This window comes from Comamonas sp. AG1104 (assembly GCF_003350425.1).
Classification (GTDB): domain Bacteria; phylum Pseudomonadota; class Gammaproteobacteria; order Burkholderiales; family Burkholderiaceae_C; genus Comamonas; species Comamonas testosteroni.
Genome location: NZ_QQAS01000001.1, coordinates 826146 through 847661 on the forward strand (window position 1 = coordinate 826146; position 21516 = coordinate 847661).

The following is a 21516-nucleotide window of genomic DNA, read 5'->3' on the forward strand; positions in this document are numbered from 1 at the left end:
CTTGATGCGCCTCGCTTTAGCTAGGAATAGTTATGAAAAAACTGCTGTCTGCAGCTGTCCTGGGCCTTTCTCTGATCAGCATGAACGCCATCGCGCATGGCACTGCCAAGCCTCAGCACGGCGGCATTGTCCAATCGGCCAGCGATCTGTCCTTTGAACTGGTTCCACAAGCCAATGGTGCTGCCATCTACGTAATCGATCACGACGATCCTGCTGACGTGAGCAAGATGGGCGGAAAACTGACCGTGCTCAATGGTGCGGAAAAGTCTGAAGCCGACATCAAGCCTGCCGGTGGCAACAAACTTGAAGCAACAGGTATCAAGGTTGCCAAGGGCAGCAAAGTTGTTGCAGCAATCACCGGCGTTGAAGGCCAAACTGTCACCGTGCGTTTTTCGGTCAAGTAATACCCAGCTCGACAAAGCATAGGTAAGACGAGGTAGCTATGAATGTTCTGGCAAACCGTGGAGTTGTGGCCGCACTCAGCGCAGCAGTTCTGTTTGGTGCAGGTACCCCAGCAGTCAAGATGCTGCTGGAGCATGCCAGTCCCTGGTTGATGGCAGGCATTCTCTACCTCGGCTCTGGTATCGGCCTGCTGATCTACAGGCTGATTACGAAAGCTCCTGCAGTCGCCCTGAAGCGGCATGAAATGGGGTGGTTGGCTGCAGCCGTCATAGCAGGCGGCATGATGGGGCCGCTGCTTTTGATGACAGGCTTGTCTGGGATGGCTGCGACCGACGCATCTTTGCTGCTCAACGCCGAGGGCGTACTGACAGCCGTTCTCGCGTGGTTTGTGTTCAAAGAGGGGTCGCCTCAGAAAACGGAAAATAAAGCACGCTAAGCCGGTTGCAACGGTCGTAGCGGCCTGAACTTGCCCGCGCCGATCTTGGCGCTGCTGCGCCAGAGGTAATCGCCGGTCAGGTTGATGTGTTCCCAGCCGAGCGGCGACAGGTATTGCAATAGCGCGTCATCGACAGCATGCCCGTTGCCACGCAACGCATGTGCTGCGCGCTCCAGATAGACCGTGTTCCACAACACGACGGCCGCCGTCACCAGGTTGAGGCCGCTGGCCCGGTAGCGCTGCTGCTCGAAGCTGCGGTCGCGGATTTCGCCCAGACGGTTGAAGAATACGGCGCGGGCCAGCGCGTTGCGCGCTTCGCCCTTGTTCAGTCCAGCGTGGACGCGGCGGCGCAGCTCCACGCTTTGCAACCAGTCCAGGATGAACAGCGTGCGTTCGATGCGCCCCAGCTCGCGCAGGGCGATGGCTAAGCCGTTCTGGCGCGGATAGCTGCCGAGTTTCCGAAGCATCAGCGAGGCTGTCACCGTGCCCTGCTTGATCGAGGTCGCCAGCCGCAGAATTTCATCCCAGTGGGCACGAATAGCCTTGATGTTCAGCCTGTCGCTGCTAATCATCGGTTTGAGCGCGTCATAGGCGGTATCCCCCTTGGGGATGAACAGCTTGGTGTCGCCCAGGTCACGGATGCGCGGCGCAAAGCGGAAGCCCAGGAGATGCATCAGGGCAAAGACGTGATCGGTGAAGCCTGCCGTGTCGGTGTAGTGTTCCTCGATGCGCAGGTCGGACTCGTGGTACAGCAGGCCGTCAAGTACATAGGTCGAGTCGCGCACGCCGACATTGACCACCTTGGTGTGGAACGGCGCGTACTGGTCGGATATATGGGTGTAGAAGGTTCGCCCAGGGCTGCTGCCATATTTCGGGTTGATGTGACCGGTACTCTCGGCCTTGCTCCCGGTTCGGAAGTTCTGGCCGTCCGACGATGACGTGGTGCCGTCGCCCCAGTGTTCGGCGAAGGGATGCCGGAATTGGGCGTTCACCAACTCGGCCAGCGCTGTCGAATAGGTTTCGTCGCGGGTATGCCAGGCTTGTAGCCAGGCGAGCTTGGCGTAGGTCGTGCCGGGGCAGGACTCGGCCATCTTGGTCAGGCCCAGGTTGATCGCGTCGGCCAGGATGGTGGTCAACAGCAGATTTTTGTCCTTGGCCAGATCGCCCGATTTCAGGTGCGTGAAGTGGCGGGTGAAGCCCGTCCACTCATCGACCTCCATCAGCAGCTCGGTAATCTTGACGTGCGGCAGAATCATGGCCGTCTGGTCGATCAATGCCTGCGCGGTGTCGGGCACCGCAGCATCCAGCGGCGTGATCTTCAAGCCCGATTCGGTGATGATGGCGTCCGGTAGGTCGTTGGCCGCCGCCATGCGATTGACCGTGGCAAGTTGCGCTTCCAGCAACTCCAAGCGCTCGCTCAGGTACTGGTCGCAATCGGTGGCCACGGCCAGCGGCAATTCGCTGGACTGCTTGAGGCTGGCGAACTTCTCGGGTGGCACCAGGTAGTCCTCGAAGTCCTTGAACTGACGTGAACCCTGTACCCAGATGTCGCCCGAGCGCAACGCGTTCTTAAGTTCCGACAGTGCGCACAACTCGTAATAGCGTCGGTCGATGCCGGCGTCGGTCATCACCAGCTTCTGCCAGCGCGGCTTGATGAAGTTGGTCGGTGCATCAGCGGGCACCTTGCGGGTGTTGTCGATGTTCATGCCGCGCAGCACCTCGATGGCGTCGAGCACGTCCTTGGCGGCGGGCGCTGCTCGCAGCTTGAGCACGTCGAGGAATTCCGGCGCGTAGCGGCGCAAGGTGGCGTAACTTTCGCCGATGCGGTGCAGGAAATCGAAGTCATCGGGCTGAGCGAGCTTCTGCGCCTCGGTGACGCTTTCGGCGAAGGCATCCCAGGACATGACGGCCTCGATGGCGGCGAACGGATCGCGGCCAGCTTGCTTGGCCTCGATCAGCGCCTGGCCGATGCGCCCGAACAGCCGCACCTTGGCGTTGATCGCCTTGCCGGATGCCTGAAACTGCTGCTGATGCTTGTTCTTGGCGGCGTTGAACAGCTTGCCCAGGATGCGGTCGTGCAAGTCGATGATTTCGTCGGTGACCGTGGCCATGCCCTCGATGGCCAGCGCCACGAGGGTGGCGTAGCGCCGTTGCGGCTCGAACTTGGCTAAGTCGGCGGGCGTCATCTGGCCACCCTCACGGGCGATCTTGAGCAGGCGGTTCTGGTGCACCGACCGCTCGATACCGGAAGGCAGATCGAGCGCCTGCCACGCCTTGAGGCGTTCGATGTGTTCCAGCATGTGCCGCGAGTTCGGTTTAACCGGCGACTGGCGCAGCCAGGCCAGCCAGGTCGTCTTGCCGTTGTCCCGGCGCCTGAGCAGATCGTCGAGGCGGCGGCGATGCGTGTCCGACAGTGGTTCGGCCAAGGCGTCATAGATGCGCCGGTTGGCGCGAGTGATGGCCTCGGCGCTAGCGCGCTCGATGGCGTTGAGCGCGGGCAGGATGATCGACTGTCGCCGCAGATGCTCAACCAAGGTGCTAGCCAGCACGATGCCTTTGTCGGTTTGCATGGCCAGGTCGGTCAGCGTGTGCACGGCCTGCCGGTAGTGGCTCATGGTGAACGGCTGGAAGCCAAACACCGTTTGCAGCTCGACCAGGTGCTCGCGCCGGGTCTGCTCCCGCTGCCCGTAGTCGTCCCAGCTTTCGACGCCGACCTTGAGCTGGTCGGCGACCAGTTTCAGTAGGGGCAAAGACGGCGCCTGATCGACACCAAGGAAGATTCCGGGAAAGCGCAGGTAGCAGAGCTGCACGGCAAAGCCCAAGCGATTCGCAGGCCCGCGCCGCTGGCGGATGATGGAGAGATCGGTATCGCTGAACGTGTAATGTCGAATTAGGTCGTCCTTGGTGTCCGGCAACGCCAACAGGCTTTCCCGCTCGGCGGCGGACAGTATGGAACGACGAGGCATATTTATTGATCCAATTTCAAGTATTGATACAGGGTCTCCCGGCTGACACCAAATTCACGGGCCAGCTTCGCTTTTTGCTCGCCCGCCGTGACGCGCCGTTTCAGTTCAGCAATCTGTTCACCGCTCAGAGACTTCTTTCGGCCTCGGTAGGCTCCGCGTTGCTTAGCGAGCGCGATGCCTTCGCGCTGCCGCTCACGGATCAAGGCCCGCTCGAATTCGGCGAATGCCCCCATGACCGACAGCATCAGGTTCGCCATCGGTGAATCCTCGCCGGTGAAGGTCAGGCTTTCCTTGACGAACTCGATGCGCACGCCGCGCTTGGTCAGCTTTTGTACGAGGCGGCGCAAGTCATCGAGGTTGCGCGCCAAGCGATCCATGCTGTGAACCACCACGGTGTCGCCTTCGCGCACGAAGGCCAGCAGCGAATCAAGCTCGGGCCGCTGGGTGTCCTTGCCCGACGCCTTGTCGGTGAACACCCTGCCGACTTCGACATGCTCCAGTTGCCGCTCCGGGTTCTGGTCGAAGCTGCTGACCCGGACGTAGCCGATGCGTTGACCCTGCAAGATACCTCCAAATACGAAAGTGTCAGGAAGAAATCTATGACCTTTCGCCGCAGGTGTCAAGAAACACAAAAGTTAACTCTATTCTGACGTTGCTGGGTGGCTTCTCCTGACATCAGGATAGGGTATGCCTCAGTCTGACAGTGATGAGTCGCAGGCGTTCGGATCGGCATCGGTTTCGCTCCCGGTCTTGGCGCGCGCCTGGAAGCGCTGATAGCACTCCAGCCCGCAGAAGTGCTCGACGTATTCCGCGCCTTCCGGGGTGAAGGCGGCATCGAGCGGGATTTCCTTGCAGCACACGCAGCAACTGGTGGCAGTCGGATCATTTGCATTCATGGTGGCACCCCTCCATTGACTGACGAAGACGGCGAATGCCGCCGCCGGCATCGGCTTGGCGAACAGGAAGCCTTGTCCTGTGTCGCAGTCCGCTTGTCGCAACAAATCAAGACTCGCCGATGTTTCCACGCCTTCGGCCACTACTTCCATGCCAAGCCCATGCGCAAGCTGAATCACGGTGCGCACGATGGTCTGGTCGCGGTGGTCGTTGGCGAGTCCGGCGACAAACGATTGGTCGATCTTGAGCGTGCTGATGGGGCAGCATTTCAGGTGTTGCAGGCAGGAATAGCCGGTGCCGAAGTCGTCGGCGGCGAAGCGCACACCGATCTGTCGCAAAGCTTCCAGGGCGGGGAAGATCGCCGGATCACCGAACGCAACCGATTCGGTCAGCTCAATTTCAAGATACGCGGCGGGCAACCCGGCATCGGCCAGCACGCCCTTTACCCACTTGTCGAAATCTGGCCCCACTTGGCTCGCCGAAACATTGACGGCCAGCCGGAACGGTTGCCATGCCAGCACCCGCCAGTCGCGCATTTGACGGCAGGCTGCGCCCAGCACCCATGCGCCGATTTCCGGCATCAGGCCGGACGATTCGATCACGGGCAGGAACTGGCCCGGCGGCAACAGTCCGAGCGTCGGATGACGCCAGCGCAACAGGGCTTCCGCGCCGACAATCTGCTCACTGCGCAAATCGACAATCGGCTGGTAGTGCAGCTCAAGCTGCCCGCGCTCGACCGCCTGCGCCAGTTGCGCCACTGTCCATTCAATTGGCTGGGAAGCGCTCATGATCGACCTCTGAAGGCCCGCAGCAGCCGCGTCACAGACAGGACAAACAAGCCGGTCAGCGTGAGGGCTGCAATACCCCAGTGCTCGCCGATGAACGCGCCGGCCGTCGTGCCGGCCAGCACAATGGCGAGAATCGGCAAATGACAGGGACAGGTGAGCACCGCCAGCGCACCCCACAGGTAGCCGGTGAACGGCTTGTGTGTCTCGGTCGGCAAGCGCTCGGGGCTGTTCATGGCAGACTCTCCGCTTGCTGGGCCGGCGCGGTCGGCATCGCGGCCAACTGCACTTCCAGATCGGCCAACGCTTCGCGTCGGCGTTCGACGAACTGACTCAGCACGGCAAGCTGTGCGGCTGTTTCATCGCAGTCCGCCGCATCCAGCGCCCGGCACAACCGCGCCAATGCGTCCAGGCCGATGCCCGCCTCAAAAGCGGCCCGCACAAAGCACAGCCGCTGCAAGGCGGCGTCATCGAACAAGCCGTAGCCGCCCGTGGTGCAGGCGACTGGCCGCAGCAATCCGCGCAGCAGGTAGTCGCGCACGATATGCACGCTCACCCCGGCCTCAAGGGCCAGTCGGGACACTGTGTAGGCGTTCATCGAACACCTCCTTTTCCTTATCCGGCGCAGCAGGACAGTTGCTTCACGTCCTTGCTGAAGGTCTGCGCCGCGAGCTTCAAGCCCTCGACCATCGTTAGGTAGGGGAACAACTGGTCGGCTAGTTCCTGCACCGTCATGCGGTTGCGAATGGCGAGAACAGCCGTCTGGATCAGTTCGCCCGCTTCCGGGGCCACCACCTGTACGCCAATCAGCCGTCCGCTGCCTTCCTCGATGACCAGCTTGATGAAGCCGCGGGTATCGAAGTTGGCGAGCGCACGCGGCACGTTGTCGAGCGTCAGCGTGCGGCTGTCGGTTTCGATGCCATCGTGGTGCGCTTCCGCCTCGCTGTAGCCCACGGTCGCCACTTGCGGGTCGGTGAACACCACGGCCGGCATCGCGGTCAGATTGATGGCGGCGTCGCCGCCGGTCATGTTAATGGCCGCACGAGTGCCGGCCGCTGCCGCCACATAGACGAACTGCGGCTGGTCGGTGCAGTCGCCGGCCGCGTAGATGTTCGGGCTACTGGTGCGCATGCCCTTGTCGATGACGATGGCCCCCTGCGCATTGACGGCTACCCCCGCCGCTTCCAATGCCAGGCTGCGCGTGTTCGGTGTCCGGCCGGTGGCGACCAGCAGCTTGTCGGCGCGCACTTCGCCCTGTCCAGTGGTCAGCACGAATTCGCCGTCCACATGGGCGACTTGGCTGGCTTGCGTATGTTCCAGTACCTTGATTCCTTCGGCACGGAAGGCGGCTGTGACGGCCTCGCCGATGGCAGGGTCTTCGCGGAAGAACAGCGTGCTGCGCGCAAGGATCGTGACCTGGCTACCCAGCCGGGCGAAGGCTTGCGCCAGTTCCAGCGCCACCACCGACGAGCCGATGACGGCCAGGCGTTCGGGAATGGTGTCGCTGACCAAGGCCTCGGTCGAAGTCCAGTAGGGTGACTCTTTCAGGCCCGGAATCGGCGGCATGGCCGGACTGGCACCCGTGGCGACCAGGCAGCGGTCGAACATCACGACGCGCTCACCACCCTCGTTCAAACTAACGATAAGGCTCTGGTCGTCCTTGAAACGCGCTTCACCGTGCAGAACGGTGATGGCTGAATTGCCGTCCAGGATGCCTTCGTACTTGGCATGACGGAGTTCTTCGACACGGGCCTGCTGCTGGGCCAGCAGCCGCTCGCGCAAGATCGTCGGCGGTGTGGGTGGCATGCCGCCGTCGAATGGGCTTTCCCGGCGCAGATGGGCGATGTGGGCGGCGCGGATCATGATCTTGGACGGCACACAACCGACGTTGACGCAGGTGCCGCCGATGGTGCCGCGCTCAATCAGCGTGACCTGCGCGCCTTGCTCGACGGCCTTCAGTGCTGCCGCCATCGCGGCTCCACCGCTGCCGATCACGGCGACTTGCAACGGGCGCTCGCCGCCGCTGCCCTTGTCGGCGGCACCCATCCAGCCGCGCACCTTGTCGAACAGCCCAGTGCGGTTGTCGGTCGGCGGGGCATCGGCGAGCATCGCTTTGTAGCCCAGGCCAGCCACGGCGGCGGTCAGTGCGTCCGGCGCTGTGCCTGGATCAAGGGCGAGCTGGGCCGCGCCCTTGGCATAGGACACTATGGCAGATTGGACGCCGGGTACTTTTTCCAGCGCTTCCTTGACGTGCGCCGCGCACGAGTCGCAGGTCATGCCGGTGATTTTTAGATGGGTCATGCGACAGATCCTTTTTCGTTTGTGGTAGCAGACAAGGGCGTCAGATGTGCTGCGCTGCCGTTTTCAGTGCCTCACTTCTTGACGCTGGACGGATAGCCTGCGTCTTCGGTGGCCTTGGTCAGCTTCTGCACGCTGGTCTTGGCATCATCGAAGGTGACAACCGCTTCGCGTGTCTCGAAGGTCACGTTAACTTTGCTGACGCCTTCGACCTTGGAAATCGCCTTCTTGACGGTGATCGGACAAGCGGAGCAGGTCATGCCCGGTACGGACAGCGTGACGGTCTGGGTGGCGGCCCACACGGGGGCAACAACGGCAGCGATGGCGAGAGAGGCAAACAGTTTTTTCATGATGAACTCCTGTGATTAATAGAAAAATGGCATGACGTAGGGAAATCCGAGCGCGACCAGAACCAGCGCGGCCACGACCCAGAAAATGAGCTTGTAAGTAGCGCGCACTTGGGGAATCGCACACACATCCCCTGGTTTGCAGGCTTGCGCCGGTCGGTAGATGCGCCGCCAGGCGAAAAACAGCGCCACCAACGCCGCGCCGATGAAGATCGGGCGATAAGGTTCCAACACCGTCAAGTTGCCGATCCAAGCGCCGCTGAACCCCAGGGCGATCAGAACCAGCGGCCCCAGGCAGCAAGCCGAGGCGAGGATGGCGGCTAGCCCGCCAGTGAAGAGCGCCCCGCGCCCGTTTTGAGGTTCAGACATACGCTTGTCCTTTCAAATCTGGATTGGATAGCTTAAGCTTACTTCCGTACCAATGTACGGAGTCAAGCGATATGGAAAAAAATTTGGAGAATCTGACTATTGGCGTTTTCGCCAAGGCGGCCGGGGTCAACGTGGAAACAATCCGGTTCTATCAGCGCAAGGGCTTGTTGCCGGAGCCGGACAAGCCCTATGGCAGCATCCGCCGCTATGGCGAGGCGGATGTGACGCGGGTGCGCTTCGTGAAATCAGCCCAGCGGCTCGGATTCAGCCTCGACGAGATCGCAGAGCTGCTGAGGCTGGATGACGGCACCCACTGCGAGGAAGCCAGCAGCCTGGCCGAGCACAAGCTTCAGGACGTGCGCGAAAAAATGACCGACCTGGCGCGCATGGAAACCGTGCTATCCGAACTTGTGTTCGCCTGCCATGCGCGGCAAGGGAACGTTTCTTGCCCGCTGATTGCTTCGCTGCAAGGGGAGAAAGAGCCGCGTGGTGCCGACGCGGTGTAGCCGAGGGTAGTTACGCCTTAGCGTGCTTTATTTTCCGTTTTCTGAGACGACCCCAAAGAAAACTTTGATCGCCGCATCGCCTTGGGGATGGTGGCAATCGTCGCTGGTGCAGTCGTGCTCAGTTGGCCGAGTCAAACAAGCACTGCCAGTCTTTGGCCCACGCTTGCAGTGCTCGGTGCCTGTCTGTCCTGGGCCATTGATAACAACCTGACCCGTAAGGTGTCGATTGCGGATGCCTCCTTCATTGCCATGATGAAGGGCCTGGCTGCCGGCGCTACCAATTTGCTGTTGGCTCTGGCAACTGGTGCAGTCTGGCCGTCACCAGGAGTCGTGGCTTTGGGGGCGGTGATTGGCTTCCTGAGCTATGGCACGAGCTTGGTCTTGTTCGTGATCGCCTTGCGCTATCTGGGTACAGCTCGCACAGGGGCGTATTTCTCCATCGCGCCGTTTTTTGGAGCCGTGCTGGCCATTGCTTTCTTGGGAGAGCCTGCATCGCCTCGATTGCTCGTTGCTGGCGTTTTGATGGGTATCGGGGTCTGGCTACACCTTACTGAAACCCATCAGCACGAGCACACCCATGAGTTGCTAGAACATAGTCATGAACATGAACATGAACATGATGAGCATCATCAGCATGTCCACGCGGATGGGTCGATGCCAACGGGTAAGCATGCACATTTGCACACTCATGAGCCTACGACGCACAACCATGAGCATTTCCCAGATTTCCATCATCAGCACGAACACAAACACTGATGTGCAGATTCAGCGTGCCGACACGCGTGAACCGCACTCGCCTTACGATGTCAATGATCTAGTTGATAGATGACAAGGCCAACATCTGAAGCTGCTGCGACGATGACTGGCCCTGGGAGCTTTGTTTGAAGTTTCCACTGAGTTACTGTAGAAATGATAGAAATTGCAGCGGCGATCCCGTCTGTAATTGATCGCTGCGCAATGACTGCAACTGCACCGATGATTTTTCCTATCGCTGCAGCAGTAATCCCACGAACAATGGCGATGAAGCCTGGCTTTTTTTCCATATTTCTTGAAATACGGAGATAGAACCAACGTGAACAAGAGGCAATGCAGAAAGTCGCCGCAGCCGCCTCGACCACGCCTCTGAAACCGTGCACGAGAAAGCCATTAAACACTGGCGTACTGACAATAGGTCCAGGGTTGGTCATGCATGCCATTCCATTTTTCCAATAGTCGGTCGGCATAACCTCCGGGTTGCGAAGCGAGTCTCAACCTTTAAGCTGCGTGGATGTCTAGATGTACTTCGCAATCCTGCTTGAGCCACCTCGAACGGATTTACATGCCATGCTTTGTTCGTCTCAACTGGCGCACTGAGTTGAACCTCTGAAGCCAAGGAGGCTGCAAAGAAGCTGACAACAATGTCACCGCGCTGTCCCGATTTTGTTGGGCGCCGATTCCTAAGATCAACACATCTTCTCTTCACCTTGATCAAGGCCCAGGAGATTGTGTTCAACGACTTTCTTAGGAGCTTCAACCATGTCTAAAAGCCGATTCTTCATCTCTTCCACACTGGCAAGTGCTGCAGCAGCCATTGTCCTAGCGCTTCCGGGTATTGCCTCAGCAGGCTACGAGCATCCGGCAAATAATGAACGAGGCGTGATCGTGCATCCAGAGCATTTCGTGAGCCAAAAAACCCGAGCTCAAGTCATAGCAGAAACTGAAACTGCGATGAAACAGGGTCGCCTGTCGTACGGCGAAAGCAACTATCCAACCCAGGTACCTAGCGTGGGCTCTAGCAAAACACGCGCAGAAGTAATCAATGAACTGCTGCGTGAATCACCTTCAGAGCGTGAGGCCCGTCTCCAATCTATGGCGCGCTAAGCCTTGAGTGTGTCTTAGGTCCACCGTCGTATACTGGGCCTAAGACTTAAACCATTTCATTCACCTATTGGCTTTGCTTGACTGACATTTCAGCATCTGGGACTTGTGTTTACAATATGGAGGCTTCTTCAGCCTCCTTTAGCCAAGGCGACGAATAAGATGCGTGCAGGCCATCTGCCCCCTCTAAGACCTTTGACATCTAGAAAGCGGTTATGTCGTGTAGCGTTGACTGCCCAAGGCTGGTAGATTGACTGCACTTCCTGTAATCATGCTGCATCGTCGCATTTACCGCCTGACCACCGCCATCGTGGTGGTGCTTTCGGTGCTGTTCGCACAGCTGGCGTTGGCGGGCTACGTCTGCCCGCAAGAGGACAGCGTTGAAGCGATGACGGCCAGGATGGAGGCCGGCATGCCATGCGAAGGCATGGACCAACAGCAACCGGTTCTGTGTCATCAGTACACCAATGCCCCGGATGTGACCTTCGAGGCAATCAAACTGCCCGTGGCGTCATTACCAGCCATCGTGCAGGTATTGGAGCTGCCGCTAGTGCTCGAATTTGATGCTGCGCTTGCAGTGTCCTGGCCCATCACCTTGGACGTTCGACCGCCTCCGGACCCTCTTTTTCTCTCTATTCTCAGACTCAGAGTCTGATCACTTCGTCGACTGACTGGTGCTGGCGTGGCTTGTCCATACGCCGGCAATGCCCTCGTTCGTCCACGGAGTTTCCATGTCCCCTATTTTTTTGCGAGCAGCCTCCTTGGCTGCCGTCTTTCTGCCGGCCGTTGCTGCTGCAGAATCGATTTCATTCGACCAGGCAATAAGCTTGGCCGTCCAACGCTCCGAAGCAGCCCGCGCAGCCCAGGCGGCGATGCAAGGCTCTGTCCATTCCATCCAGGCTGCGGATCAGTTGCCAGATCCCATGCTGCGGGCCGGCATCGACAATTTGCCGGTTACCGGCTCAGACCGCTTCAGCGGTACCCGTGAGTCCATGACGATGAAGCGCATCGGTGTCAGCCAGGAGTGGCTCTCTGCAGATAAACGAGCCGCGCGCGAAGGTGTGGCTCGTGCACGGGCCGACCGCGATGCCGTACAAAAAGACATTGCCGAAGCCGAGGCTCGCCTGCAGGTCAGCATGGCGTATGTCGATGCGTGGTTCGCCACTGAAGCACTCAAGCTAACCACACAAACCGAGCATCACTTGCACGAGGAGCTGAATGCGGCAAAAAGCCGCATAGTAGCTGCCACAGGCAACAGCGCAGAAGCGTTGCAGCTCCTATCCGCCAAAGGGATTGCAGAGGATGAAAGCGAAGAGGTTCGCCAACAGCAGTCTGCAGCCATGGTTAGTCTGCAACGCTGGATCGGCATTCTTCCCGATGCCCTCAACAAGCCGCCTGCCTTCCCGGTTCCCGAGGAATGGGACTACGTGGCGAGATATCCAGCCGTCGCAGGCTTAAAAAGCGACGTCGAAATTGCTCGCCAGAGTGCAAACGTCGCAGCCAAGGAGCGCTCTCCCAACTGGACCTGGGAAGTGTCCTACGGCCAGCGCACCGGCTATTCCGATTTGGTTTCGGTCGGTGTCAGCATCCCGCTCCAAATCGCACCAAGCCAGCGCCAAGACCGCGAAACCTCGGCCAAGCTGGCCATGGTCGACAAAGCAGAGGCTGACCTGACGGAGGGAATGCGCGCAGCCATGGCCGATTACCGCACCTTGACTAGCGACGCCGCGCGCCTGCAGCAGCGTATCGAGAGATACCAAGGCTCCGTAGTGACTCCGGCCAGACAGCGCACTTCCGCCGCCCTGGCAGCCTACCGCTCAAATCAATTGGCCCTGACCGCCGTGTTTGAGGCACGACATGCCGAGGTCGAAGCTCAGAGAAAACTCCTCGCACTGCAGCGTGATTTGGTACGTACGCAGGCCCAACTAAACCTCAAACCCATCGCTCAGGGAGGTGCCCAATGAAGCGCACAGCACTGGTCACTTCATTGGTTACGGCAGGCGTACTGCTGGCAGCCGGTGGCTTCTTTATTGGCCGCTTGACCTCCGAAGGCGCTGCCCCCCAGGCCGTAGCCGCCTCGGAATCCAAGGCTCCCACAGGCGAGCGCAAGGTCCTCTACTGGCATGACCCCATGGTGCCGGGACCACGCTTTGACAAACCGGGCAAGTCGCCATTCATGGACATGCAATTGGTGCCCGTCTATGCGGACGATGCCAATGACACAGGTGTCAAAGTCAGTCCAACGGTGCAGCAGAACCTCGGCATTCGGACCGCGACGGTCAAGCGAGCCGACATCGGCGCGTCGTTCGACGCCGTTGGAACGGTGCAGTTCGATGAGCGTCTGAGTGTCGCCGTTCAGACCCGTGTTGCCGGTTATGTCGAGCATTTGGCTGTGCGCGCTCCCATGGAGCAGGTTCGCAAAGGTCAGGCTTTGGCCACCATTTTTGCGCCCGAGTGGCTGGGGCCACAAAACGAACTGCTCGCACTCAAGCGTTCAGGTGTACCTCAGGAGCTTATTACGGCAACCCGTGAGCGCATGCGCGCCATGTCCATCCCCGCAGAACTGGTACGCAAGAGTGAGGAAACCGGGGTCGCCCAAGCTCGCTATACCTTGCAGGCTCCGGTAAATGGCGTGGTGACGGAACTTGGTGTGCGAGATGGAGCCCAGGTGTCACCTGGCCTTACGTTGTTCCGTATCTCCGGCCTAGAGAAGGTCTGGGCCGTGGCTGAAGTGCCGGAAGCACAAGCCGTACGTCTGACGCGTGGCCAGAAGGTCAAGGCCGTTCTGCAAGCCGATGCATCCCAAACCTTCGAAGGCGAGTTGAAGGAAATCCTGCCACAGGTCAACGCCAGCACACGCACCCTGCAAGCGCGATTCGAGGTCGTTAACCGCAGCGGCAAACTGATACCCGGGTTGCTGCTGCGCCTGCAGGTCGGCGACGCTCCAGCCTCGCGCCTAGTCCTGCCTTCCGAAGCCGTCATCCGTACCGGCACCCGTGCATTGGTCATCGTCCGCAAGGAGTCTGGCAACTTCGAGCCTCGGGAAATCAAACTGGGCGAGGACTTGGGTGATCAATTGGAGGTGCTGCAAGGCTTGCGCGAAGGCGAAGAGGTGATTGCCAGCGGCCAATTCCTAGTGGACTCGGAAGCGCGGCTCAAGTCAGCTCTGGGAGCCATGGAGGCCGGGCAATCCCAGCCTGTGCCCGCTACGGCCACCGAAGCCCCCGACATCTTCCGCGCCGAGGGCAAGGTGGAAAGCATGGATGACGACGGGATCACGATCTCGCATGGCCCTGTGCCGGCTCTCAAGTGGCCCGCCATGACAATGAGCTTTGGCAAGGCCGACTCGATGACGCTCACGGGCTTGAAGCCAGGAGATCTGGTGCGCTTCGAGTTCCGAAAAGGCGGGCCCATGGATTGGGAAGTCATCTCCGTGCAGAAAAGCGGCAGCGCCGCTGGAACCACCGGAGGCGCCAAGTGATTGCTGCTCTGATCCGTTGGTCCATCACCAACCGCTTTCTAGTGCTGATTGCCACCGCGTTCCTCGTGGCGGTAGGCATCTGGTCGGCATCTCGCACCCCGGTCGATGCATTGCCGGACCTCAGCGACGTACAGGTGATCGTTCGCACCACCTACCCAGGCAAGCCGCCCCAGGTGGTGGAGGACCTCGTGACCTACCCGCTGACCACAACCATGCTGAGCGTACCTGGGGCTAAAACCGTCCGAGGCTATTCGTTCTTTGGCGACTCCTTCGTCTATATCCTGTTTGACGACAAGACCGATCCATACTGGGCACGGTCACGGGTGGTGGAGTATCTGAACCAGGTGCAAAGCCGCTTACCAGTAGGTGCGACAGCCGCGCTAGGCCCGGATGCCACTGGTGTGGGCTGGGTCTACGAGTACGCGCTGGTCGACCGCAGCGGCCATAACGATATTGGACAGCTGAGAGCCCTCAACGACTGGTTTCTGAAATTCGAGCTGAAAACCGTTCCGGATGTGGCGGAAGTCGCCAGCATCGGCGGCATGGTCCGCCAATACCAGGTGGTGCTCGACCCGGACCGCATGCGAACGCTCGCCATCACACAGTCCATGGTCGTGCAGGCCCTGCAGAAGGCCAATCAGTCGTCTGGCGGCTCGGTAGTGGAAATGGCCGAGACCGAGTACATGGTGCGCTCGCGCGGATTCCTTCAATCACTGGAGGACTTCCGTACCATCCCGATCACCCTCAGCGGAGCGACACCCGTGCTGCTGAGAGATGTGGCCATAGTCCAGATAGGCCCGGAAATGCGACGGGGCATCGCCGAACTAGATGGTGAGGGTGAAGTCACGGGAGGGGTAGTAGTCATGCGCTCCGGCAAGAATGCCCGAGCCACTATCGAAGCCGTCAAAGCCAGGCTGGAGACGCTCAAACCCAGTCTGCCCAAAGGCGTTGAGGTGGTGGAAACCTATGACCGCTCCAAACTCATTGATCGTGCAGTCGACAACCTGCGTGTCAAGCTTCTGGAGGAGTTCGCCGTCGTCGCCGTCGTCTGTGCCATCTTCCTATTCCACCTGCGCTCCGCGCTGGTGGCAGTTGTAACACTGCCTATTGGGGTGCTAGCGGCTTTTGGCGTGATGCACTGGCAAGGCGTGAGCGCGAACATTCTCTCGTTGGGCGGTGTGGCCATTGCTCTAGGGGCTATGGTCGATGCCTCGGTGGTCCTGGTCGAAGCTGCGCACAAGCATCTGGAGCACTTTGAAGAACGACATGGACGCCCATCGTCCGTGGCCGAGCGCTGGGAACTGATCGCGCAATCAGCCGTGGAGGTCGGTCCTGCGCTGTTCTTCTCGCTGCTGGTCATCACGCTGTCGTTCCTGCCCGTGTTCACCCTGGAGGCCCAGGAAGGACGGCTGTTCTCGCCACTGGCCTTCACCAAGACCTATGCGATGGCGGCTGCTGCTGGCTTGTCGGTGACTCTGGTTCCAGTGCTGATGGGATACCTCATTCGAGGACGCATTCCAAAGGAAACTGCGAACCCTATCAACAGAAGCCTTATCGCCATTTACCGGCCTGCTTTGGAGTTGGTTTTGCGTTTTCCTAAGTTCACGCTGCTGGCAGCGACATTGGCCCTGGCCATCACCGCAATTCCGGTCATGCGGCTGGGCGGTGAGTTCATGCCGCCGCTGGACGAAGGCGATCTGTTGTACATGCCCTCGGCGTTACCTGGTATTTCGGTCTCAAAGGCCGCAGAGTTGTTGCAACAGACAGACCGGCTTATCAAAACAGTGCCCGAGGTTCAGCGTGTGTTCGGCAAGGCGGGACGGGCAGATACTGCGACCGATCCTGCGCCGCTGGAGATGTTCGAGACCACGATCCAGTTCAAGCCACGTGAGCAATGGCGTCCTGGCATGACCCCGGAGAAGCTGGTTGAAGAACTGGACCGGGTGGTCAAGGTTCCGGGTCTATCAAACGTGTGGGTGCCCCCGATCCGCAACCGCATCGACATGCTGGCCACCGGCATCAAGAGCCCCGTCGGCATCAAGGTCGCCGGACCAGACCTCGCCACCATCGACAAGCTCGCGGCACAGATTGAATCCGCCGTGCGCGGAGTGCCTGGTGTTTCTTCCGCGTTAGCCGAACGCTTGACAGGGGGCCGGTACATTGACGTGGATGTGGACCGACAAGCCGCTGCGCGGTTCGGACTTTCTGTGGCAGACGTGCAGGCGGTCATATCCACAGCCATCGGTGGTGAGAATGTCGGAGAAGTCATTCAGGGTCGAGAGCGTTTTCCAGTGAACGTCCGCTACCCGCGCGAAATCCGCGATTCGCTGGAACGCCTGCGCAAGCTGCCTTTCGTGACAGACAAGGGTGCCACTGTGCTCCTGCAGGACGTTGCCAAGATCGTCATCGCAGAAGGCCCACCTATGATCCGCAGCGAAAACGCAAGGCTCTCGGGCTGGGTCTATGTCGATGTACGTGGCCGGGACTTGCGCTCCGTCGTCCATGACATGCAAGCCATTGTCGCCAAGCAGGTGGCCATGCCTGCCGGCTATGCCTTGTCGTGGTCTGGCCAGTTCGAGTACTTGGAGCGGGCTACGGAACGCCTGAAAGTCGTCGTACCACTCACTCTGGCTGTCATCTTCATGCTGCTCTACGTCCTGTTTCGCAGTGCAGGCGATGCCGCATTGGTCATGGCAGCAGTTCCATTCTCGCTTGTCGGTGGATTCTGGTTCATCTGGGCGCTCGGTCACGCGGTGTCGGTGGCCTCTGCCGTGGGGTTCATTGCCCTGGCCGGCGTTGCCGCCGAGTTTGGCGTCGTGATGCTGGTCTACCTGCAGAACGCCTGGAGACAGCATCTAGCCTCAGGCGAGCCGGACAATGAAGAAACGTTGCTGGCTGCCATTCGCGAGGGAGCCGTCATGCGCGTGCGGCCAAAGGCCATGACCGTGGCTGTAGTCATGGCGGGTCTGCTTCCTATTCTGGTCGGACATGGCACGGGCTCGGAAGTCATGACCCGCATCGCCGCACCGATGGTCGGCGGTATGGTCACGGCCCCCCTCCTAAGCATGCTGGTCATCCCAGCTGCCTGGTACTTGATCCATCGCAGGCGTCCATCAACTGGGCGCCACGCTCCAAACCAGACCCCTCCCGCAATCGAAGCTTCCAAACCGCATTTTTGAAAGACAGACTCATGAAGGCAAACCACATTCTTGCCACAGTTCTCGCTCTGGTCGCGTTCGCGGTAGTCCACGCCCAGGACTTGAAAATGCAGATGGCGCCTGGAACTGGAGCCTCTGCAGCCACCATGCCCCTCGTTGATGGCGAAGTCCGCAAGATCGACGTCCAAAAGAACCTTATCGTCTTGCGTCATGGAGATATCCCGAACCTGGCTATGCCCGCCATGACCATGGGGTTTGAGGTGGCCGACAAAAAGATGCTCGACGGCCTGCAGGTCGGTGACAAGGTGAAGTTCCAGGCCAAGGTCATCAAGGGTAAGGCCATAGTTACGGAATTGAAACCGAGCCGCTAATAAAAAATAGACTGCCCTACCCATGACAGTCTATTTTCTGAAAAGCCTCGTTTATACCGCAAGACACAGCAGATACGCTGCATTGCCACAAATTGGAAGAATGGCGCTACACATGCTGATTTGCTGACAGTGCAGCGGGTAGTGCTTTGAGACAATGGCTCTGCGATATTCAAAAGCTCAGGCGCGTAGAAAACGCGGAAATGCTACCGATTCAGCCTCAACGGGACAAGACTACCAACGCACATAGCGCTCGAAATTCGCGCCACGTGGATGGTGCTGATCCGCCATGGCACGAATATCCTCATGCAAGATAGAGACATAGTGTGCAGTCGTCTCTTGACGCTCATGACCCAGCAGTAACTGGATAGTGTGAAGAGACGCTTTTCCCTGGTGCAGATGCGACGCAAAGGCGTGTCGCAATGCATGGGGTGTCAAGCGAAGGCCGCATTCGCGGCCGTAACGGCTGACCATTCTGCGCAACTGGTAGTAACGGTAGTCTGGATAGCGTCCGCTACTAACAAACAGTTTGGATGTGGATCTTTTGCCATGGCCTCCGGCTGCAAGGATCGCTTGTCGCGCCGCTTTGTATTGAGCAAGCCAATACCTAGCATGTTCTCCAACGACAACCAAACGCTCTTTGCTCCCCTTTCCCCATATCTGCATGGGCTTGCCGCTGGCGGGGACCTGATCGAGCGTGATGTTCAGCAGCTCTCCTGCACGTAGTCCAGATCCATAAAGCAGCTCCAAAGCTGCGCGATCTCGCATGCCGTTGGCAGTTTTCGTGTCCGGTAGCTCCATCAGCTTAGCGATCGCGTTACTCGATGGTGGGCGACGTGGGCGGCGCAAGCCTCCGCGCAGTGGTAGCAGCGCGCGGTGAACGCCAAGGTCCACGATGCCGGACTCTTTCGCCCAACGGTACAGCCGCTGCAGCATCCATTGTTTGAGTCGTAGCGCCGACACTGATCTGGTGTCTTTCCAGCTAAGTAGGAATACCTGCAAGTCGTCGACCGTAGCATGTTCCCAAGAGCGGCCGGTCGCTTCAAACAGCCATGCGTTGAAAGCTCGCAACTGGATCTGGAGCACCTGAAGAGTGCTATCTGCCAGGCCCTCTTGAAAAAATAGATCGGTTAGAAAATCTCCAAAACGGAAATCCCAGCCGGCGGGAACATCCATCGTGCCGGCAACAAGCAAATTATTCATTCATCTACCCGTGTGAATGCCCGCACGAAGAAGCCGCCTCATCGGCGCCTTCTTTGGCTGGCGAGACACACACCTCGACAGTTCAAAATATAGATCAATTCGGGTTTGATATGTCAAGCGGAAACCGTGATGTATGTAACGCACGGTTTCCGCTGGAGGCAACGCCGACCGCTCCCTACAGTGCGGTCCATGCAAAAGCAATCACATATCAAAGCAATGCCTCGCGTTGTGAGAGGCAGGCTTGCCGCAGCCGCGGCTTTGTTCGTTAGCCTGACGGCTGGAGCAATAGCTGCAGACGTATCAGAGAAGGTTGCGGCGCAGATCAAGGCTGGCGTCAACGCAAACACGAACGGAGCGGTGCGTGTAGAGCAAATCAATACAACACCACTCACCAACATTTATGAGGTGATTTCCGAAGGGGAGATATTCTATGTGAATGAAACGGGTCGTTACAGTTTTGTTGGCGGCTCGTTGATGGATTTGAAGAGCAAAACAGACCTGACCGCCTTGCAACAAGACAAGAGGATGGTCATCCCATTCAACAAGCTTCCCCTGCAGCACGCGATTAAGGAAGTGCACGGAGATGGAAGCCGTGTGATGGCGCTCTTCGAAGACCCGTTCTGCCCCATCTGCCGAGTCTTCACAAAGTTCGTCGACCAGATCGACAACGTGACGATCTATCGTTTCATCTTCCCTATCACTGACCGGCGAAGTCAATCTCTTGCACGTATGGCCTGGTGCTCACGCGACCGTGCCGGCGTGTGGAAAGCCATCATGGACGGCGCACGGCCGCAATTGCCCGAGTCGTGCAACACCGATGGTTTGGTTGAGATCCTCAAGCTCGGCGAGCGCTATGACATGAACAACACGCCCACCGTGGTGCTGGCAAGCGGCAAGCGCTTGGTTGGCGCCACACCGCCCGAGCAATTCATGGATGAGTTGGAGCGTGGCGGTCGTTTGAAGGCGGACCAACGATGATCGCGCCCGCCTCCGTTCGCCCCCTCATTTCTGCCCTATTCCCTGCGCTTGCCATTGCCATGGCGACAAGCTCTCACGCGCAGTCCTGGGAGATCATGCGAGAAGTCGTCTTCGACAGCTCGGTGTTTTCGTCCACGGGTACAGCGGAGGACCGGGAGATCCTCAAGACAGTTTGGGCAACAGAGCTTTCCGCTCCACGACTGGGCAGTGCAGGAAAGCGCATGCCTGCGTTCGCGCTGCTGGGTGACGCCGCAACCGCTGAGGGCAAAGTCATCTTCAGCATGTTCGCCGCTGCGGGCAACACACTTTGCCTGGATGCACCAAATGGCGCGGCAGCCATGGACATCTACAGTGTCTGCACCATGCGTGTCATCGCTTGGCCGCCTCGGCCTGGACTGCGCGCCATTGAACTCCCCGGCTACTGCATGTTGTACGCCAATACCGACCGATCGCAGAACCGCGTCGAGTACCGCATAGAGCAGACCCAGCCAGCCCTGACGATTCGATTCCGCGCATGGCAGTTCGGCAAAGTCATTCCCGCATGCAATCGCGCCATGCGCCTGAGCTAGACATGAGCTGCCGCTTTTTCCCGCGACTATCCAAGCTTGTGTGGCTATTGCCAGCCGTGGCTCTGGCCGCCATCGTCAGCTCTGCAGACATTACCCAAGCCATTCAAAACTCGCCAAATGCGAGTGCCTGGCTAAAGCAGAACGCGCAGGCTGTGGCCAACCTCGCTATCAACGTTGAATCGGGCGGCAACACCAGCGCGTTCAACGGCAGCTGCTGCTATGGCGTCCTGCAGATGAACAGGACAAACATCGCCAAGTATGCAGGGGTGACGCCTGAACAGTATCGCCAGCTGCCCCTGCAGGCCCAGATCGATGCTTGGTCCCAACTGACCGCCGACGCCATGCGTTCCGGGGTGGTCCGCCAATTGATTGGCTTGGGCACTTTTGATGGGCGCGCCGTCGACGGGAATCTGGTGCTCGCTTGCGTGCAGCTTGGCATCGGCAACTGCCAGCGAATGATTAACTCAGGGTCTTGCCGTGGCTTTGCCGACAGCAATGGCACATCTATATGCGACATGGCCGCCAGGATGGCCAATGGACGACCTACCAACCCAGGCAACACCAACCCGCCCGGAAACGGCTCTGGAAGCACGGGTGGCAACGGTGGCACAGGGTTGAGTGGCAACAGCTGCCCGCGAGACGTCACCGGCGCATGCATGGAAGTTTCGGCGGCAATGCAGCAAGGCTTCCTGCAGGGCTCCGGGATACAGATGCCCAGCCTCAAGCAAATGCTGCTTGCAGGAAGCGGCGCGTTTTTCTTTCTTGTCACAGCCAGTGCCTTCAGCGGCCTTTACGGTCGCTACACCTCGGGACGTGTTGCCACGGGCGAGCTTGTGCACTATCTCGTGAAAGGCACAACAACCTTGCTCATTGGGCTGTTGGCCCTCTCGATGCTGTGA

General features: G+C 59.3%; 22 protein-coding genes and 1 pseudogene. 13 read left to right on the top strand and 10 right to left on the bottom strand.

The window, feature by feature from the left end; translation table 11 throughout:
* The first annotated feature begins 32 nt into the window (after nt 1–32).
* Together DFO48_RS03590 and DFO48_RS03595 are read left to right on the top strand one after the other, a co-directional pair.
* The gene (locus DFO48_RS03590) at nt 33–404 is read left to right on the top strand and encodes a hypothetical protein (RefSeq protein ID WP_003055055.1); all 372 of its coding nucleotides are present in this window, start codon (nt 33–35) and stop codon (nt 402–404) included.
* 38 nt (nt 405–442) lie between these two features.
* Entirely contained in the window at nt 443–838 is a 396-nt protein-coding gene (locus DFO48_RS03595; protein WP_370449546.1) for an EamA family transporter, read from the top strand.
* On the opposite strand, the gene DFO48_RS03600 is transcribed toward DFO48_RS03595, so the two are convergent.
* The 8 genes from DFO48_RS03600 to DFO48_RS03635 all read right to left on the bottom strand — a co-directional run bounded on the left by DFO48_RS03600 (nt 835) and on the right by DFO48_RS03635 (nt 8497).
* Complete coding sequence (locus DFO48_RS03600; protein WP_088167154.1) at nt 835–3804, bottom strand: Tn3 family transposase; 2970 nt, start codon at nt 3802–3804, stop codon at nt 835–837. The two genes, DFO48_RS03595 and DFO48_RS03600, sit on opposite strands and share 4 nt — an antisense overlap.
* Nucleotides 3805–3806: 2 nt before the next feature.
* Nucleotides 3807–4367 (bottom strand): recombinase family protein, encoded by a 561-nt coding sequence (locus DFO48_RS03605; RefSeq protein WP_003055107.1) that lies wholly within the window; start codon nt 4365–4367, stop codon nt 3807–3809.
* A 129-nt stretch (nt 4368–4496) separates the two neighbouring features.
* Nucleotides 4497–5486 (bottom strand): DUF3330 domain-containing protein, encoded by a 990-nt coding sequence (locus tag DFO48_RS25565; protein WP_001276635.1) that lies wholly within the window; start codon nt 5484–5486, stop codon nt 4497–4499.
* The gene (gene merE / locus DFO48_RS03615) at nt 5483–5719 is read right to left on the bottom strand and encodes a broad-spectrum mercury transporter MerE (protein ID WP_003090697.1); all 237 of its coding nucleotides are present in this window, start codon (nt 5717–5719) and stop codon (nt 5483–5485) included. Before merE ends, DFO48_RS25565 begins: the two co-directional genes overlap by 4 nt.
* Nucleotides 5716–6081 carry a mercury resistance co-regulator MerD gene (merD, locus tag DFO48_RS03620; RefSeq protein WP_003090698.1) on the bottom strand — a complete coding sequence of 122 codons (366 nt, stop codon included), beginning with the start codon at nt 6079–6081 and terminating at the stop codon, nt 5716–5718. The genes merE and merD overlap by 4 nt, the downstream gene beginning before the upstream one ends.
* A gap of 17 nt (nt 6082–6098) precedes the next feature.
* Nucleotides 6099–7784 carry a mercury(II) reductase gene (gene merA, locus DFO48_RS03625; RefSeq protein WP_003090700.1) on the bottom strand — a complete coding sequence of 562 codons (1686 nt, stop codon included), beginning with the start codon at nt 7782–7784 and terminating at the stop codon, nt 6099–6101.
* Between the two features lie 71 nt (nt 7785–7855).
* Nucleotides 7856–8131 carry a mercury resistance system periplasmic binding protein MerP gene (gene merP, locus DFO48_RS03630; protein WP_000732290.1) on the bottom strand — a complete coding sequence of 92 codons (276 nt, stop codon included), beginning with the start codon at nt 8129–8131 and terminating at the stop codon, nt 7856–7858.
* 15 nt (nt 8132–8146) lie between these two features.
* On the bottom strand, nt 8147–8497 hold the full coding sequence (locus DFO48_RS03635) for a mercuric transport protein MerT (protein ID WP_001294666.1): 351 nt from the start codon (nt 8495–8497) through the stop codon (nt 8147–8149).
* A 71-nt stretch (nt 8498–8568) separates the two neighbouring features.
* Here DFO48_RS03635 and DFO48_RS03640 point away from each other — a divergent pair, with 71 nt between their 5' ends.
* Together DFO48_RS03640 and DFO48_RS03645 are read left to right on the top strand one after the other, a co-directional pair.
* Nucleotides 8569–9003, top strand: coding sequence for a mercury resistance transcriptional regulator MerR (locus DFO48_RS03640; protein WP_000414383.1), 435 nt, complete (start codon nt 8569–8571; stop codon nt 9001–9003).
* A gap of 54 nt (nt 9004–9057) precedes the next feature.
* Nucleotides 9058–9759: pseudogene (locus DFO48_RS03645) on the top strand (DMT family transporter); the annotation flags it as partial.
* A 50-nt stretch (nt 9760–9809) separates the two neighbouring features.
* Here the strand turns inward: DFO48_RS03645 and DFO48_RS03650 are convergent.
* Complete coding sequence (locus tag DFO48_RS03650) at nt 9810–10190, bottom strand: chromate transporter (protein WP_158545654.1); 381 nt, start codon at nt 10188–10190, stop codon at nt 9810–9812.
* A 328-nt stretch (nt 10191–10518) separates the two neighbouring features.
* On the opposite strand from DFO48_RS03650, the gene DFO48_RS03655 reads away from it, so the two are divergent.
* The 6 genes from DFO48_RS03655 to DFO48_RS03680 all read left to right on the top strand — a co-directional run bounded on the left by DFO48_RS03655 (nt 10519) and on the right by DFO48_RS03680 (nt 17870).
* Nucleotides 10519–10863, top strand: coding sequence for a DUF4148 domain-containing protein (locus DFO48_RS03655; RefSeq protein ID WP_003055050.1), 345 nt, complete (start codon nt 10519–10521; stop codon nt 10861–10863).
* 268 nt (nt 10864–11131) lie between these two features.
* Nucleotides 11132–11515 carry a hypothetical protein gene (locus DFO48_RS03660; protein ID WP_114862552.1) on the top strand — a complete coding sequence of 128 codons (384 nt, stop codon included), beginning with the start codon at nt 11132–11134 and terminating at the stop codon, nt 11513–11515.
* A gap of 76 nt (nt 11516–11591) precedes the next feature.
* Nucleotides 11592–12824 carry a TolC family protein gene (locus DFO48_RS03665; protein ID WP_114862553.1) on the top strand — a complete coding sequence of 411 codons (1233 nt, stop codon included), beginning with the start codon at nt 11592–11594 and terminating at the stop codon, nt 12822–12824.
* Complete coding sequence (locus tag DFO48_RS03670) at nt 12821–14341, top strand: efflux RND transporter periplasmic adaptor subunit (protein ID WP_003080380.1); 1521 nt, start codon at nt 12821–12823, stop codon at nt 14339–14341. The genes DFO48_RS03665 and DFO48_RS03670 overlap by 4 nt, the downstream gene beginning before the upstream one ends.
* Nucleotides 14338–17520, top strand: a complete 3183-nt coding sequence (locus DFO48_RS03675; protein WP_034359533.1) for an efflux RND transporter permease subunit — start codon at nt 14338–14340, stop codon at nt 17518–17520. The genes DFO48_RS03670 and DFO48_RS03675 overlap by 4 nt, the downstream gene beginning before the upstream one ends.
* A gap of 11 nt (nt 17521–17531) precedes the next feature.
* Nucleotides 17532–17870, top strand: a complete 339-nt coding sequence (locus DFO48_RS03680) for a copper-binding protein (RefSeq protein ID WP_003075106.1) — start codon at nt 17532–17534, stop codon at nt 17868–17870.
* Nucleotides 17871–18101: 231 nt separating this feature from the next.
* Here the strand turns inward: DFO48_RS03680 and DFO48_RS03685 are convergent, their stop codons facing one another.
* Nucleotides 18102–19070, bottom strand: a complete 969-nt coding sequence (locus DFO48_RS03685; RefSeq protein WP_232538231.1) for a tyrosine-type recombinase/integrase — start codon at nt 19068–19070, stop codon at nt 18102–18104.
* Nucleotides 19071–19286: 216 nt separating this feature from the next.
* On the opposite strand from DFO48_RS03685, the gene DFO48_RS03690 reads away from it, so the two are divergent.
* From DFO48_RS03690 to DFO48_RS03700, 3 genes are read left to right on the top strand one after another with little or no spacing between them, the layout of a single operon-like run.
* Nucleotides 19287–20048: a DsbC family protein gene (locus DFO48_RS03690; protein WP_114862554.1), complete on the top strand. Its 762-nt coding sequence runs from the start codon at nt 19287–19289 to the stop codon at nt 20046–20048.
* A complete protein-coding gene (locus DFO48_RS03695; RefSeq protein WP_003075103.1) occupies nt 20045–20617 on the top strand; it encodes a hypothetical protein in 573 nt (190 codons plus the stop codon). Before DFO48_RS03690 ends, DFO48_RS03695 begins: the two co-directional genes overlap by 4 nt.
* A 2-nt stretch (nt 20618–20619) precedes the next feature.
* A complete protein-coding gene (locus DFO48_RS03700; RefSeq protein ID WP_224648116.1) occupies nt 20620–21516 on the top strand; it encodes a hypothetical protein in 897 nt (298 codons plus the stop codon).